Source organism: Sphingobacterium lumbrici (genome assembly GCF_006476045.1).
In the GTDB taxonomy this organism is placed as follows: domain Bacteria; phylum Bacteroidota; class Bacteroidia; order Sphingobacteriales; family Sphingobacteriaceae; genus Sphingobacterium; species Sphingobacterium lumbrici.
On sequence record NZ_SRZY01000011.1, the window covers coordinates 517,186 to 534,028 of the forward strand.

Here is a 16,843-nt window from a genome sequence, read left to right on the forward strand (position 1 = left end):
ACGTAATTTGAACGTGTGATTTTGACAGTATCATATTACGGTAAATTGCTTTTTTATAAGGAAAATAAATTAGAAAAGGATATCGTATAGGTTTGTCACCGGGTGGTCAATAATGGTGAATAATCTGTGGGATATGAATAATATAGCTAAGTTTGTTGCCGAAAACACCTTATTCGTATGCTAAGAATATTTCGACAAATCGCGCTCTGGGAGGCAATTTCTACTGTTATATTATTTTTTGTGGCGATGCCGTTAAAGTATTTTGCGGATGTACCCGAAGCGGTTCGTATTGCGGGATCCATTCATGGATTTCTAGTTGTTATTTTTGTTATCTTGCTATTGGCATGTTGGCAAATGTATCACTGGAAACTCTCCAAAGTGCTAATCTATTTTGCTGTATCTCTGATACCTATTGTCTCTTTTTGGGTTGAAAAAGATCTAAAAAAAGTTATAGAAGGTAAAAAGAGTAATTAATCCTTGTTGTCCTTATTCGGTAAGGTATCTATACTCATATAGGCATAGGTAATTTCGGTTTTGCCATGTGGAGCAGGGATGCCGTTCTCATTGAGATTGACGAAGACTAATTTGTCAATGGAAAGAATTGTTTTCCTTGTAATTTTGTTTCGTACTTCACAAGCCAATGTGATGGATGTCGTGCCGAAATGAGTGGCTACAATACCTAGTTCGATAATATCCCCTTGTTTGGCTGAGCTGACAAAGTTTATTTCGGAAATGTATTTGGTCACGACATGCGGGTTGCTCAATTGGACGATGGCATAAATAACTGCCTCTTCGTCGATCCATCTTAATAATGTTCCTCCAAATAAGGTGCCATTCGGGTTAAGGTCTTCTGGTTTTACCCATTTTCGTGTGTGAAAATTCATGTTTTAAATATTTAGATATTAGATTAAGGACCAAAGATTAAAGACTGTCCTTGTTCCTTAATCTTTGGTCTTTTACTTAAGCATGAATTGCTCGGTTTGCAGTAGCGGCTAAGGCTGCTTCTTTTAATGCTTCCGTATAGGTTGGATGCGCATGACAGATACGTCCAATATCTTCTGCAGATGCACGGTATTCCATGGCAACTACCGCTTCGGCAATCATGTCTGCGGCTCTAGGTCCTATGATATGAACTCCCAGAACTTCGTCTGTTTCTGCATCAGCCAATACCTTAACAAATCCATCCGTGTCTCCGGATGCTTTCGCCCTGCCGGATGCTTTAAATGAAAATGAACCGGCTTTATATTTTTTACCTGCCTCTTTCAGTTGTTCTTCTGTTTGACCTACAGAAGCTACTTCTGGCCAGGTGTAAACTACTCCGGGAATTAAGTTGTAATCGATATGTGGTTTTTGACCAACAATATGTTCGGCTACATAAGTTCCTTCATCTTCTGCTTTATGTGCTAGCATGGCACCTTTTACGACATCTCCAATTGCATAAACCCCTGCTACGGTAGTTTCTAAATGGTCGTTTACCGGGATTTTATTGCTTCTCTCTTCCGGAGTAATACCAATATTTTCTAAGCCTAGGTCTTTAGTATAGGCGACTCGGCCTACTGAAACGATACAATAATCACCTTCAAAAGACACGCTTGCTCCTTTGGAATCTTCTGCCGTAACAGTTACATTCTTGCCTTTCACAGATGCACCTGTTACTTTGTGACCTAAGAAGAATTCCATGCCCAGTGATTTTTTCAAGACGCGTTGTAATTCTTTTCCAAGTCCGCCGTCCATGGTGCTAATAATTGATTTTGCGTATTCTATAACAGAAACTTTAGCACCCAAACGTGCATATACCGATCCTAATTCCAATCCGATTACTCCTCCACCGATTACGATAAGGTGTTTAGGAACTTCATTGAGGTTTAAAGCTTCCGTCGATGTAATGATGCGTTTTTTGTCAATAGGTAAGAATGGTAATGCCGTAGGTTTTGAACCCGTTGCAATAATTACATTTTTTCCTTTTATTTCTTCTGTTTTACCATCATTTTTAGTGATTTTGATGGTGTTTTTGTCTACAAAAGAACCGATACCTTCAAAAGAATCAATTTTATTTTTCTTAAATAAGAAGCTGATTCCGGCTGTATTTTGAGCAATGACATTGTTTTTACGCGCTATCATCTTTTTAATATCAATTTTCAAATTACTCACGTTGATTCCATGATCTGCGAAATTGTGAGCGGCATTATGATAATGTTCTGAAGTGTCTAAAAGTGCCTTTGACGGGATGCATCCTACATTAAGACAAGTGCCGCCGAAGGTACTGTATTTTTCGATAACTGCTGTTTTAAGGCCTAACTGGGCACATCGGATAGCGGCTACGTAACCACCTGGACCACTACCAATTACTATAACATCGTATTGCATGTGTGCGAATTTTATTTTTTGCTGCTAAGTTACTAATAATTGAAGACAAAAAAAGGCACAATGCTGTGCCTTTTTTTACAAAATCGTTTTGGAAAGCTTATTCAGCTACGATTTTACCTTTCATTACACCATAATGACCAGGGAAACTACAAATAAAATCGTAAACCCCTTTTTCGACAGTGAATGTAATCTTATCTTCTTCACCCGGGCCTAATAATTTAGTGTGTGCCACGATCGAAGAAAGTGAAGATTTGGGAATGTATTCTGAATCTGCAGCACCCGTAGCCTCCGCTCCAAAAGTAGGTAAATCTACACCGGCTCTTAGCACAACAAAATTATGTCCCATGGCTTCTTTCGGCATAGTGCCTACATTTTTTAATGTTATTTCTACTGGTTCACCCGCTTTTACACGGATTAATTCAGTGTCAAATTTCATTTGATCATTGCCTTCTACCGTCCATGTATTAGACAAATTAACATTTTCAATACCAGGTACTGTTTCGGTTACTGCATCTGTAGATTCTTCTGTTACTGTATTTTCAGCAGTAGATTTTGTGTCATTACCACTTCCACATGAAGATAGTGAAATTGCAAATACAACGGCTGGAATAATAAAAAATTTTTTCATATATTTTTTTGTTAAATCAGCGACTAATTTACTAAAAATTTTATTGAATTGATGCCTTTACTCACCTAAAAAGTAATATTGTTTTCATCTTTCAATGAGCAGGTTTGTGTAATCTTATTGTACAGATCTAGAGGGTTGAAGGGCTTGCCAATTACGTTATCAGCACCGACTTCGAAAGCGGCTTGTTGCTCATGTTCGAGTACTGATGCTGAGATCGTGATAATAGGAATATTTTGTTTATCCGGGTCATGGTGATTGCGGATTTCTTTGATCGCCTCAAATCCCGACATAATCGGCATGTGTGTATCCATTAAAATCAAATCATAGGTGTTATTTTCAAATTCCTCTAGTGCCAACATTCCATTTTTTACCACTTTTACGTTGCAGCTCCATGTTTGAAGCATATGAGACAGCATGAAGCTATTGAGTTCATTATCTTCTGCTACCAATACGTTAAGCTTATTTAATTTGGGAAGTTGCGTATATTGCAATCGAACCTTTTCTTTTTCATGGGTACTCTTTTCTACTTTTTGAATAGTCGTCACAAACGAGAATTCGGATCCTTGACCGTATGTACTTTTTGCACTGACATGTCCTCCTAGTAATTCGGAGAGTCTTTTTACAATAGCTAAGCCCAATCCTGTTCCGCCAAATTTTTTGGTTATGCCATCGTCACCTTGTTCAAAAGCTTGAAATATCTTTTCAACTGCTTCTGGCTTAATGCCAATACCTGTATCTCTTACTACAAAACTAATGGTATATTGATCGCCAATATTTTCTACATTTGTTACTATTAATGATATCTTCCCTTTTTCGGTAAACTTCAAGCTGTTTGAGATGAAATTGCCGATAATCTGTTGAAGTCGTAAGGAGTCGAACCTAATATATTGTGGCAATGTTTCATCCAGAATAACTTCAAAATCCAAATTTTTGTTGGTTGTCTTAAGCTTAAAGATTTTATCAACTTCTAAGATCAGGGCTTTTAAGTCAAAATCTTCAAATTCGATTTTCATCATGCCCGAATCTATTTTTGAAATGTCTAAGATATCATTGATAATCAAAAGCAAAGAATTAGAGGCATTATCTAAACGTTTTATCCAGTCTATTTGTTCTGGGGTCAAATTCGAACTTTTGAGCATGTGGACAATACCCATGATGCCATTTATGGGCGTGCGAATCTCATGACTCATATTAGCTAAAAAAAATTCCTTTGATCGGCGGGCTTGTTCTGCATCCTTATTGGCCTGAATTAATGCTTTTTTGGATTGTTCTAACTCTATATTCTTTTGGATGATTTCTTCTTGGATATGAATCTGTTTTATAAAGGAGGTTACCTTTGCGATAGTAATCTCCGGATTAAGAGGTTTATATAGGTAGTCGACCGCTCCACTCTCAAGACCGCGAATGAGATACTTGTCTTCTTTCGATATTGCTGTAACCATGATCGCCATGATATGGCTCGTTCTTGAATTAGACTTCAGTAACGAAACAAATTCGAACCCATTTATTTCGGGCATCTGTACATCGACTAAGGCAATAGATATATCTTTCATCCAACAGATTTTTAAGGCTTCATTCGGATCTGTCGAACTGATGATGTTGACGTCTCCAATATCTGAAAGCAGAGCCGATAGGCTTATGATATTTTCCTCTTTATCATCCAGAATGAGAAGATTGATGGTACTCATAGTAATTTACTTAATAGAACAAAAATAGTTAATTATTTCTTTGTTGTTGAGCACTTTTGCTTTTGATGATGTCGTGATAGCACTGCTCGGCATCGTATCCATAAGTGCATCAAGTGGATCCTGTATTATTGAAGTTCCACCAAAATGCTCTACTCTTTTGATACCATATGCTCCATCGTTATTTGCTCCAGAGAGCAACACAGCTGTACATCGATCCGTATATACTTCCGCTGCACTTTCAAAAAGGACATCAATAGAAGGTCGTGAAAAGTTGACTGGATCAGAGATGTCTAAAGAAAACGTATGGTCGGGTTCTACAAGTAGATGGTAGCCCGGAGGTGCAAAATAAATATTATTATTTTCTATTGTTACCTTATCTTCTGCCGGGAGAACAGCTCTTTTGAGTTTCAAAGAAAGACTTTTTTCAATCTGAGTTGGATATTTAGCATTCCGATGAATGACTACAGTTACTGCTGAAGAGATTTTGACGGGAATACTTTCCAATAGATTTATGATCAAGCTGTATGAGCCAGCTGAGCCTCCTATCAAAATTATATTTTCAGCTGCCGTCATTATTTTATTTTTTGATAAATGTTTAAACTTTTGTTAATGACTTTAAAATTTGCATTGATTTCCTGTTGATAAAGCGACTCTTTAGTGCCCAGACATAAAAATCCGAATAAACTTAGCGATTCATAGAATAGCTTCAGTACACGCCGTTGTAATTCTTTGTCAAAATAAATAAGCACATTGCGACAACAGATCAGTTGAAATTCGTTAAATACATTGTCGGATACTAAATTGTGATTAGAAAATAAAACGCGGTTCCGATATTCATTGTTGATGATAGCGGCATCATACATTGCGGTATAATGATCAGAGAATTTACTGTTCAATCCGATACGGTTATAGTTCTCTGTGTACGATTTTATTTTTTCCATAGTATAAACTCCTTTTTTTGCAGTATTAATGGTTTGTTGACTGATATCGGTTCCGTAGATAAAGGAGCGGTTCAATAAATCTTCTTCATGCAATAGTATAGATAACGAATAAGCTTCCTCGCCGGTAGCGCATCCAGCGCTCCAAATACGCAATTGTGGATAAGTTTGTAAGTAAGGAAAAACAACGTTGTTTAGCTCTTGATAGAAGAACGGATCACGAAACATTTCAGTTACGTTAACTGTAATCTCTTGAATAAAATAGCCAAAAAAGCCTTCTACATTCAGAATTGCATTTTTCAGGTCCACCAGATCCATACTTTCTATGCCCATAAGACGTTGCACCCTTCTTTTTAAGGATGATTTAGCGTAACCGGATAGATCATAGTCTGCCACATTTTTAAGTAAATAGACTATCTCGTCCAACTCTTCGAATGTGATATGAACGGGTTCTTTTAACTTAGCCATACTTGCATTAATGACGTTAATTTGTCGATATCGATAGGTTTGCTGATATAGTCATTGGCCCCGATCTGCAATGACATTTCCCTGTCGCCCTTCATCGCTTTCGCAGTTACGGCAAGAATAGGAAGTTTTTTTAATTTTAGTTCTTCACGAATAATTCGAATCGCTTCATGGCCATCCATTTCCGGCATCATGATATCCATCAATACAATGTCAATCTGATCACCGAGGTTTTTCATCAGTTGTACTGCCTCCTTGCCATTATTTGCAATCTCGATTTCCATGTCAAGGCTTTGCAATGTCGTGGTTAGTGCAAATACATTCCGCATGTCATCATCGGCAATCAATACTCTCTTGCCTGCTAAATTATTCGTTTGGATCGTAGGGCCTATTTTATGCGTATTCTTGACAGGCTGGTAGTGTTCATTGTTGATTTTGTTCAAAAATAAATTCACTTCATCAATTAGCCTATCGCTCGATTTAGCCGATTTTAATACAGTTGCTTTTGCATAAGATAGTATTTTTTCGGCCTGATCTTTAGGTAACTCAAATGCGGTATTGATAATAATTGGGATGTTTTCAAGTGATTGAGAGTCTTTTATCCGTTCTAAAAGCTCTATCCCGGTACCGTCTGGAAGTTGCATGTCGAGAATAATGCAATCTATATTTGATTCTTGATTCAGTTTTTCCCAAGCAGAATTCAGAGAAAATGCCTGAATCACGTTTATGCCATGCTCTGCGAATGAGTTTTTTATAAAATCACTTTGTAATTCTTGATCTTCAATTAGCAAGATCTTTTTTACCGATTGGCTTAAATTTAAGTTAATATTATCAAATGTTTTTTGGATAGCTTCTTCATTTACGGGCTTGTGCATGAAACCTATCGCACCTTTTTCCAGAAAATCTTTTTTGTTAAATGAAGCTGCAGACATCATGTGAATCGGGATGTGTTTGGTGTCTGCATTTTCTTTCAGTACGCGAAGTACTTCCCACCCATCTGAAATAGGAAGCATCACGTCTAGGATAATAGCATCTGGTATAATCTCCTGTGCCAACTTGATACCCATTGATCCATCGTGTGCCAGCGTAACTTTGAAGTTATAGTTTTCAGCGAAAACTTTAAGAATATCGGCAAAGTTTATATCGTCCTCAATGATCAATATACTTCTATTTTTATTTTTTGAATGTACTATGGTGTTCGCCTCTTTCACCGCAATTTGTTCGGGAGATTTCTTAACAGCTGGGCTGGATAATGCTTGTGGTGTTCTATTTGGAATGATAAGTGTAAATGTACTTCCTTTTCCAAGATCACTTTCCAGCGTTATCTTCCCCCCTAAAATGGAAGCGATTTCCCTGCTTATGGAAAGGCCAAGTCCGGTTCCACCATATTTCCTGCTGGTCGATCCGTCTTCTTGTTTAAACGCTTCGAAAATTAACTCTTGTTTCTCTTTAGAAATGCCTTTTCCTGTGTCAGATACTTTAAAATGCAGGTTGTTGTCCAAATAAGAAATGTTGAAATCAACCTTTCCGTTTTTGTCGGTAAATTTAAAGGCGTTTGATAAGAAATTTTTTAGCACTTGCTCTAATCTGTATTCGTCAGATGAGAATTTATCAGGAACATTATCGGAAGAAGAGATACTAAATACAATCTGTTTATCTTCTGCCAATTCTTTAAACAGCTCTTTGATATTGTCCTTAAACTCTTTGGTACTGATGGTTTCAATATGCAATTCTATATTGCCGGATTCTATTTTTGCTAAATCTAACAACTCGTTGATAAGTTGTAATAAATCGCTCCCTGCACTGTGAATGACATTCGCATATTTCACTTGGTCTCCGGTTAGATTTTTACCTTTGTTGTCGCGCAGAAGTTTTGCTAAGATCAGAATACTATTTAACGGTGTGCGAAGTTCATGACTCATATTCGCCATGAATTCAGATTTATATTTGCTCGCAAGTTCTACCTCTGCTATTTTCTGTTCAACGGTTACTTGCGCAATATTCAGGTCTTTATTCCGTTTTTCAAGTTCGGAAGCCTTCTCATTTAGCTCTTGGTTGGTTTGTGTTAGTTCCTCTTGCTGTACGCGTAGCTCTTCTTCTGAAGACTCCAATAAATTCGTCTTATATACTAATTCTTCGTTCGTGATACGGAGCTCTTCTTGCTGTGCTTCTAATTCTTCCGTTTGTCGTTGAGTCTCCTCAAGTAGTTGTTCTACGAGGTGATAACTTTGGCCGAATTTTATCCGTGTAGCGATATTTCTTGATATTCTGATAAGAAAATCAACATATTTGGATGATTGATTTTCTTCAATGTTTAGAACAATTTCTAGAAGACCAAGGCTGTGTCCTTCGTGGGTTAGCGGACAAATAAATACTGTTGCAGGAATATCATGCGCGATGCTACTTTTTATATTTAAATGATCGATATCTTTGATCGAAAGTGTTTTGATCACGTTATCCTCTACAACCTTACCCAATAGGCCTTCACCGCTAATAAACTCTTTCGGACAGAGGTTCTTGTCTACACCGCTACTATTACTTAAACGGAATTCGTACGAATCAATCTTTCGGATATATATCGTAGCTCCATAAAGAGGAGTTACTTCGTTTAAGATATCTAATGTTATTTTACTTATTTTATCCTCATCATTGATGCCGCTTATCTCCTCAATAAGCCTATTATTTGTTTCCAGTACCCAATTCGTGTTCTCAATTTTTTCGCTTGCGACCACAAACTGATTGTTGATTTCTTTAAGATCCTTACGGGATGTCCGTAAATATTCGAGCAGCTGGAATACTTTAAAAAATGTATAAAGAATAACTATTAGTGATATACAGATTAAGGCAAGGACTATTTTTTTCGACTCGTCGAATCTTTCTTTGTTTTTTAGTAAAGCTTCTGTACGCTCTCCGATAACAAAACGCGTATAGTCATTAAGTGCATTTTTTGTTTCTTCTTGTTCAGTAACTAGCTGTAGGGCTACTGCATTACGATCTTTGTTTTTTAACCGTTGCTCAAAATAGGCTAAATCAGCAATTCGTTCAACGACTTCTCTGAGTTTATGTTGTGCCTGTCCAATGGAGTGGAAATAGTTGCTGCCTGTTTCTAATTTGATAAGACCATTTAACGCTGCATCTTTATCTTCTCTTACCTGTAGTACATCTGGTTGTAAGTTGTTAGTAGTATAATGAGCTTTATATTGAATAATATGATAAAGGTTGGATTCAATAGCTGTAGATGTCGTAAAACGTTCCTCCGCTAGCTTTATTATTAACTCGTTTTCATTTGTGAATTTATTCAACTTATTGAAAAAATATATAGCAGAGAATATAATTACGATATACGCAAGTCCTATGCTTATTAAGAGCTGTAATTGTAGTGTGTTTCTTTGAGTCATAATTTATTTAATCGCTTTAAATAAATGTACATCCTGTTTCACAAAAATCTGTTCATTATATCTTTGTTTACCAGCAATGTTTGTGTCAGACATAGTGGCCTGGTAATTTATGTGTCGAAACGAACTTTTTGTTTACGTTTCCATTCTGTCTAAACTTGATTTAATGTTCTGATAAATTGTTTGGGATAGATGTAAATTCTTCGATTATATCCTCGTTGGATAATTTATAATATATATTGTTTTTTACCGTAAATTATGTTAGATAACTTTTTATACAAACTTAGATAAAATGCTTTGCATTCACGAACTGAATGTCAGGAGTTCATTCATGCCATTGAAAATAAATAGAAAATAAATAATATTCAATGTAAAAATTCATTTATATACCGTGTAGTCGTGTCTAATATCTCGGAGGATCCAGTTCGAACTTCAAATACAACAACATACGTAAAAAAACAAATTATTCATGTGATGAATGAACTCGTGCTGCGTGGTTATTGGGGTATTGTCAGTGGATTTGCTTGCCCCCTTGAGATGGACAAATTCGGTTTTTCGCTGCCATTGAAGATTGAAGTTGGTATCGGAAATATAATAGTGTACTTTTTTGAAAGTTGGTTATAGAAAGTAATTCTTTTGAAGAAATAAAGGCAAAGCATGTTAAATTCGTCTAATTTTAATATCTTTAGGGAGAAAGTTAACCTTATAACATATAACTATAAAAAAATGAATTCAGAAATAACATTAATATTGACCATTGTAGGGGGGATAATAGCCTTCTTTCTTTTGTTTTATCTGCTACCTGTAAACCTATGGTTTACGGCTCAGCTTTCGAATGTGCGTATTAGCCTTTTGAATTTGGTTTTGATGCGTCTGCGTAAAGTCTCTCCGGCATTAGTTACGAACGCAATGATTACCTCTACAAAAGCGGGATTACGGATCACAACGAATGAGATAGAAACACATTATTTGGCAGGAGGAAATGTAAATAAAGTTATCAGGGCATTGATTTCAGCGGATAAAGCAAATATTCCACTCAATTTCAAGTTGGCTACTGCTATTGATTTAGCCGGGCGCGATGTGTTTGATGCAGTACAGCTTTCTGTAAATCCTCAAGTAATAAATACGCCTCCTGTGGCTGCCGTAGCAAAGGATGGTATTCAATTAATTGCTAAGGCTCGCGTCACGGTACGTGCTAATATTAACCAACTGGTTGGTGGAGCTGGTGAAGAAACTATTTTGGCACGTGTGGGTGAAGGTATTGTTACAACGATCGGTTCCGCAGAAAGCCATAAGCAGGTATTAGAAAACCCAGATAGAATATCAAAAACCGTACTCGCTAAAGGGTTAGATTCGGGAACTGCTTTTGAAATCTTATCTATTGATATTGCAGACATCGATATTGGTGAAAATGTGGGTGCTAAATTACAAACGGATCAAGCCGAAGCTGATCTAAAAGTTGCGAATGCCAGAGCAGAAGAGCGACGGGCAATGGCTGTTGCCAATGAGCAAGAAATGCGTGCCAAAGCTCAAGAAGCAAAAGCGAAGGTCATTGAGGCCGAGTCGCAAATTCCATTAGCTATCGCTGAAGCGTTCAGAAGCGGGAATCTAGGTATAATGGATTACTACAAGATGCAAAATATTCAGGCCGATACAGATATGCGCTCTTCAATTTCTAATCCTAAAGGAAACGATAAAAGTAAATAGATTTAGTGTTTTACAAAAGCCAATTGATTGCGATCAGCTGGCTTTTTTTGATACAAACAAAACCCTGACGATGGGCGTCAGGGTTTGCTACTAACCAATTATAAACCTAAATTATGAAAAGACAATCTCATTAACAATCCCACTTATCGGGAATTGTTAATGCAAACTTACGGCAAGATTTTTCATTTATCAAACATTCCGACAAGGAAAGTTGTTATTACAACTACATTGTGACAATTGAATGAATCACTTGGGTTTTTGAAATAAAAAGATGGCTTAAATGAATAAAGCCCTATTTTCAGACGGGTATTAAAAGCTATATTTTCCCTCATAAAAAGTTTTCAAGGAGGGGAGATCGATAAAATTGTCTAAGTTTGAAATCAGATATGATATTAGAACGTTTAAAATATGTGAAAGCCATCTTTTTGGATGTGGATGGCGTACTTACAGATGGATCAATTTTTGTAAATGAAGCTGGTGAGCAACTACGGACTTTCAACGTGAAAGATGGGTATGCGATTCAGCTGGCTATTAAGAAGGAAATTCTGATATGTATTATAACAGGAGGGAAGTCGGAAGGGGTATTAAGAAGATTTGAAGGACTGGGAGTGAAAGAAATACATATTGGGATTTCAGATAAGCTTGCCGTCATGGATGCTATCTTAAAGAAATATCAACTTAACAAAGAAGAGGTTCTCTTTATCGGTGACGACATGCCTGATTTAGCATGTATGCAATCTGTGGGGATTGCAGCAGCTCCCCAGGATGCTGTAGAAGAGATCAAGGCGATAAGTCATTATATTTCTTCAAGGGAAGGTGGGAAAGGAGTTGTTCGGGATGTTGTGGAGAAAGTTATGAAATTACAGAACAAATGGAATGCGGATTTTTCCGTAAAAAGTGTTTGACACATGGTGCTTGATAAAATAAAAGGTGTGAAGGTTGTCTTGGGGTCTCAATCACCACGCCGCAGTGAATTATTATCTGCGTTGGATATTTCATTCGAAGTAATCGTGAGAGAGATTGATGAACGTTTTGATGCCGATATTCAGACGCAGCATATTGCGCTGGAAATAGCACGTAAAAAGAGTGCTGCTTTTTCGGAAGAGCATTTTTTTGACGCATTGGTTATTACTGCCGATACCCTAGTGATAGATATGGAAGGAAACCCTATAGGTAAACCTAAAGATGAAGCTGAAGCTGTTCATGTATTACGTCAGTTGTCCGGGCAACAGCATGTCGTTCATACAGCCGTAGTTATGCAGTATCGGGGGCGACAGCATTATTTTACCGAGGAAACGAAAGTGTGGTTTGCAGCATTGAGCGATGACGAAATACAGTATTATGTTCATTTGTACCAGCCGTATGATAAAGCAGGAGCGTATGGTATTCAGGAATGGATAGGCCGTACTGCTGTCACTAAAATAGAAGGTTCTTATGAAAATGTTGTTGGGCTACCTACCGCTCGGTTGTTTCAGGAGTTGAAAGAAATATTAAAATAGAAAGATGGAGCGTGAGCTCCATCTTTCTATTTTATGTGATAGCGTATTCCGGCATAGAACATTCTTCCTGTCAATGGTCCCCAAAGTAAGTTGGTGTCGAAATGGTTTCCGAAAGGATCTTCAAAAGCTAGTATTGGATTTTTCTGATAGTAATTCGATAGATTTTCACCACCCACATACATGTCGAAATTTTTAGCTTTACCTAATGTTTTACTGATTTGTGCATTCATTGTTACGTAAGCTTCAGAAAAAGTAGACAACTGATATTCCTGTGGATTCGCTACAGTAGAAGGTAATCTCTTTTGCCCCACTACATTTAATGTATAATCAAAGCTCCACCCGCTATGTGTATTATATGCCAGGTTCATAAAGCCTCTATGTTTGGCAGTTAGTGGTTTTTGCAAACGCCCTATTTCATAATCTGTTTGTACATCGAGTAATCTATAAGCAAGTCTTGCCTCAAAATGTTGTGCCGGCATAAACCTGAACTCTGCTTGCAGGCTGTTTGAAAAAGACTTTCCGTCCAGATTATAGAATGAGATTGCTCTGGGATTTTCATAGTCTATAATGACTTGATTCTGGAAATTATTGTGGAACAATTCGACTGATATTCCGGATTCTCTACCAAACAACTGGAAATCCTGATCAAATGTAAATCCGGTGTTCCACGATACTTCTGGTTTCAGATTGTACGCAAGCTCTCCGTTGTTTAAGGCTGCATAGTTGATCGCGCGGCTTGAAGCGAGAATACTTATGTTTTCTGCAAATATATTGGCCGTACGTTGACCTCTTCCTGAACTCAAACGTATTGTAGTACCAGTAACCGGAGCATACCGCAATACTGCACGAGGCGTCGTAAATCCACCATATATATTATTGTAATCCTGTCTAATGCCTAATACAGCATCGAATTTTTCAGATGGGCTGAATGTATATTCCGCAAATATTCCGGATACGACCTCTTTCCGGTCAAAGTTATAATTATTTACGTCTTCGGCATAATCATCATATATTAGGGATGTACCTACTTTATATTTGTGATTTACGGTGCCTATTACATCATGGTAGATTAAGTTTGCATATCCGCTGTTTTGCTCACTTAGGTAGGTGTTTAGACCGAAATAACTGTCCTGTTTGTAGTTGGAAGCTGACAATTGTAATCCTATACTACGTAATCTATTCTGCGGAAAAACATAACCTATTTTTGCAAATCCTTCAATTCGTTGGTTGTCAAATCCCAATCCATAGCGGTTGGTGGTTAATTTATCTGTTGCTTTATTGAAATCGATTTCACCACCTGTTCTATCGTCTTTTAAGAATTTAACCCCAAATTGGGCAATTAGACCTTTTCCATTTTCATAGTGCCATCTATTTACACCAGAAAACAGGTTGCCTACCGGGGCATCACGAAATCCATTGTCACTGAAATTCATGTTTTTATTGTACATAAAGTTATCATGGAGCAGTAAGCCAACGGACCAGTCTTCATTTATCTTATGTGACAGGTTTAAATTGACATCCGTACGTCCCATATTATTGGCGTAGGTATTGAAGAATAGTCTCTCTGAAGTGTGTGGTTTTTTAAGTTCAACGTTGATTTGTCCGGCCATATTTTCAAATCCATTTACCACAGAACCGATCCCTTTACTTATTTCGATGGATTCAATCCATGTACCAGCGATACTATTTAATCCTAAGGGAGTAGCAAAGCCGCGCGGTCCGGGAAGATTTTCAACCGTTAGTTGCGTGTAGATGCCACTTAAACCCAACATTTGGATCTGTTTGCTACCTGTTACGGCATCATTACTCACTACATCTACCGAAACATTTGTCTCGAAACTTTCACTTAAATCACAACAAGCTGCTTTGAACAGTTCTCGTGTGGTCAGTACTTCTACACGATTAGGTTCCATCGACTTGATGTAAGCCGACTTGCGTCGACGAGATACGACTACTTCCGATAACACATTGTCTTGGGCATGGATAACTAATACCTCGTGTAGATCTTTTACTTCGACGGTGTCCGGTTCCATACCAGCAAAAGAGAATATGAGGTTTTTTAAACCTTCTTCGTGTCGGATCTTAAAGACCCCGTTTTCATTCGTTACCGTACTAGCATTATTTTTTTCTAGCCATTTGACATTTACGCCTATAATCGGACTTAAATCTCCCTTCGCATTTTCTTTTACAACAACACCTGTAATTTCATGGTCATGATCATGATGGTTGTCATCTTTCTGAGATTTGGTTTCCTGATCATGCTGATGATTATCATGTGAGGGGGCGTGGCTATGTCCTCGTTCTTCCGCACCTAGCCTGTTGTAATGACAGCACTCATGAAGCTTCTTGTAAACTTCGTTTGGGGCTTTATGTAAGGGGGTGTCATGCCCAACGGTTGCTATAGCCAGCTGTATCTGATTCAATTTAGTTTGTTGTGAATTGTATTTTACAGTCAATTCACCTGTTTTAATATCCCAGATTGCGCTTTCTACACCTTTGATATTTGCAGCTTTTTCTATTCGGTTTTTACACATTCCGCAGTTCCCGGCCACTTCAAAATGGGCTGTACTGTCTGATTGCGCAAAGCTTTTGTGTCCTATTGATAGGATCAGTATTAATAATGATAATCTTAATATAAAATTCATTGTAATTACTTTTTTAGTATAAAATTCTATTTCGTTTAGTTAACTAAACGGTCGAGTGATAGAATTAGAATACTAAATCCTGAAATTACGATTGAGGAGGTAGGTTGGTGGGGATGAGTGGGGATAAGCTACTCTTTCTTTGAATACATATTTACTGTTAACCGCGAAATCAATAAAGAGATTAGGCTGCATCCAGTATAATGTGATTATGGCAGGGCCAAATCCGAAGAAACTTTCAGCATAGTCCTTCGAAAACAATTTGTCAGACAATTGATCCAATTTTACTTGTATGTCTTTACACGAATGACTTTCTTGACAATTGTTCTTTTTTTTAGCGGTATGATCGTGATCTTTCGAACACATGGGGCAATTTTCATGTGTGTTTGTACCTTCCATAAGGCTTATTATGGTAGTACCGCTACATTGATGCAGGTATATAGTCGCTCCACTGGATGTGAAGGAATATAATATGAATAATGTAAGCGCCAAAAACTGTCTCATCCTCACAAAGGTACACGGATTAAGACGAATAAAAAAGTAAAAAATTTGATACATTGAAATAACTTCACTAAATTAGACTTCAATATAATATATAATACCTAAATGAAGATGGAAAGTATTCTCAGCACGGCACTTGGAGTTTATGCGAGTATAACAGGTTTGATTATTTTGGCCTGTTTACTGATCAAATTTTATGTTAAAGTTATTTCAAAAGTAAGTTAATACGATGTTGTAAAATCCAGGAGGCACTTTTTATTTTTTTAAACTGTTAATGAAGTCGGGAATATGTTTTAACGGGTTTTCCTGAGCGAGTATTTTGACAAACGCTGTACCGACAATGGCGCCGTTTGCGTAGGTTGTTGCTTTTTCAAAAGTTTCTTTATTGGAGATTCCGAAACCTATTACAAATGGATTAACAAGATTCATCTCTTTTATTCTGTTAAAATATTCCTCCGATTGATTTTTAACCTCAAGCTGTTGTCCTGTAGTTGCATTAGAGGATAGTAAGTAGATAAAGTTGGTCGTTAGGCTGTCTATTTTGCGGATACGCTCTTCTGAAGTCTGAGGCGTCACTAAAAAGATATTACTTATTCCATTTTCTTCGAAAATAGCTTTATAAAGTTCTTCGTATTCATACATTGGAAGATCGGGTAAGATGGTTCCGTTTACCCCCACTTCTTTGCACGCTTTGCAAAAGTTCTCTACACCAAATTGCAGGACAGGATTGAAGTATCCCATTAAGTAAACCGGAATGCTGACATGCTTTCGTAAATCTTTTAATTGATCAAAAAGCAGTTTTAACGTCATCCCATTTTTTAGAGCCACCTCTGAGCTATGTTGTATAGTTGGGCCATCCGCAACCGGATCGGAATAAGGGAAGCCGATTTCTAAAAAATCTACCCCTGATTGCTCCAGTGCTTTAGCGATTTCTATAGTACTATCCAAGGTGGGATAACCGGCCGTAAAATATATGGATAGTAAGCCGTTTGAGTTTTTGTTGATTTGCATTT

Annotated in this window: 15 protein-coding genes; 5 read left to right on the forward strand and 10 right to left on the reverse strand. The window is 37.3% G+C overall.

What is annotated here, in order from left to right; genetic code table 11:
* Positions 1-177: 177 nt before the first annotated feature.
* Positions 178-474, forward strand: a complete 297-nt coding sequence (locus E4F24_RS04440) for a DUF3817 domain-containing protein (RefSeq protein WP_140937462.1) — start codon at positions 178-180, stop codon at positions 472-474.
* On the opposite strand, the gene E4F24_RS04445 is transcribed toward E4F24_RS04440, so the two are convergent.
* The 7 genes from E4F24_RS04445 to E4F24_RS04475 form a co-directional block, all read right to left on the reverse strand.
* Complete coding sequence (locus E4F24_RS04445; RefSeq protein ID WP_140937463.1) at positions 471-884, reverse strand: acyl-CoA thioesterase; 414 nt, start codon at positions 882-884, stop codon at positions 471-473. The two genes, E4F24_RS04440 and E4F24_RS04445, sit on opposite strands and share 4 nt — an antisense overlap.
* 76 nt (positions 885-960) lie before the next feature.
* Positions 961-2,367 (reverse strand): dihydrolipoyl dehydrogenase, encoded by a 1,407-nt coding sequence (lpdA, locus tag E4F24_RS04450; protein WP_140937464.1) that lies wholly within the window; start codon positions 2,365-2,367, stop codon positions 961-963.
* Between the two features lie 97 nt (positions 2,368-2,464).
* Positions 2,465-2,995: a plastocyanin/azurin family copper-binding protein gene (locus E4F24_RS04455; RefSeq protein WP_140937465.1), complete on the reverse strand. Its 531-nt coding sequence runs from the start codon at positions 2,993-2,995 to the stop codon at positions 2,465-2,467.
* 65 nt (positions 2,996-3,060) lie between these two features.
* Positions 3,061-4,683: a response regulator gene (locus E4F24_RS04460; protein WP_140937466.1), complete on the reverse strand. Its 1,623-nt coding sequence runs from the start codon at positions 4,681-4,683 to the stop codon at positions 3,061-3,063.
* A 6-nt stretch (positions 4,684-4,689) separates the two neighbouring features.
* Entirely contained in the window at positions 4,690-5,256 is a 567-nt protein-coding gene (locus E4F24_RS04465) for a chemotaxis protein CheB (RefSeq protein WP_140937467.1), read from the reverse strand.
* The gene (locus E4F24_RS04470) at positions 5,256-6,089 is read right to left on the reverse strand and encodes a CheR family methyltransferase (RefSeq protein WP_140937468.1); all 834 of its coding nucleotides are present in this window, start codon (positions 6,087-6,089) and stop codon (positions 5,256-5,258) included. The genes E4F24_RS04465 and E4F24_RS04470 overlap by 1 nt, the downstream gene beginning before the upstream one ends.
* The gene (locus E4F24_RS04475; protein ID WP_140937469.1) at positions 6,077-9,484 is read right to left on the reverse strand and encodes a response regulator; all 3,408 of its coding nucleotides are present in this window, start codon (positions 9,482-9,484) and stop codon (positions 6,077-6,079) included. The genes E4F24_RS04470 and E4F24_RS04475 overlap by 13 nt, the downstream gene beginning before the upstream one ends.
* A gap of 471 nt (positions 9,485-9,955) precedes the next feature.
* On the opposite strand from E4F24_RS04475, the gene E4F24_RS13730 reads away from it, so the two are divergent.
* The 4 genes from E4F24_RS13730 (at position 9,956) to E4F24_RS04490 (ending at position 12,687) form a co-directional block, all read left to right on the forward strand.
* The gene (locus tag E4F24_RS13730) at positions 9,956-10,105 is read left to right on the forward strand and encodes a hypothetical protein (RefSeq protein WP_216629126.1); all 150 of its coding nucleotides are present in this window, start codon (positions 9,956-9,958) and stop codon (positions 10,103-10,105) included.
* Positions 10,106-10,207: 102 nt separating this feature from the next.
* Positions 10,208-11,188 carry a flotillin-like protein FloA gene (gene floA / locus E4F24_RS04480; RefSeq protein WP_140937470.1) on the forward strand — a complete coding sequence of 327 codons (981 nt, stop codon included), beginning with the start codon at positions 10,208-10,210 and terminating at the stop codon, positions 11,186-11,188.
* A gap of 386 nt (positions 11,189-11,574) precedes the next feature.
* Positions 11,575-12,093, forward strand: a complete 519-nt coding sequence (locus E4F24_RS04485; protein ID WP_140937471.1) for a KdsC family phosphatase — start codon at positions 11,575-11,577, stop codon at positions 12,091-12,093.
* Between the two features lie 27 nt (positions 12,094-12,120).
* Positions 12,121-12,687: a Maf family nucleotide pyrophosphatase gene (locus E4F24_RS04490; RefSeq protein ID WP_235891146.1), complete on the forward strand. Its 567-nt coding sequence runs from the start codon at positions 12,121-12,123 to the stop codon at positions 12,685-12,687.
* 26 nt (positions 12,688-12,713) lie between these two features.
* Here E4F24_RS04490 and E4F24_RS04495 read toward each other — a convergent pair whose 3' ends face one another.
* The 3 genes from E4F24_RS04495 to trpA form a co-directional block, all read right to left on the reverse strand.
* On the reverse strand, positions 12,714-15,332 hold the full coding sequence (locus E4F24_RS04495) for a carboxypeptidase-like regulatory domain-containing protein (protein ID WP_140937473.1): 2,619 nt from the start codon (positions 15,330-15,332) through the stop codon (positions 12,714-12,716).
* 72 nt (positions 15,333-15,404) lie between these two features.
* On the reverse strand, positions 15,405-15,728 hold the full coding sequence (locus E4F24_RS04500) for a hypothetical protein (protein ID WP_140937474.1): 324 nt from the start codon (positions 15,726-15,728) through the stop codon (positions 15,405-15,407).
* A 357-nt stretch (positions 15,729-16,085) separates the two neighbouring features.
* Entirely contained in the window at positions 16,086-16,841 is a 756-nt protein-coding gene (gene trpA, locus E4F24_RS04505) for a tryptophan synthase subunit alpha (protein ID WP_140937475.1), read from the reverse strand.
* Positions 16,842-16,843: the final 2 nt, after the last annotated feature.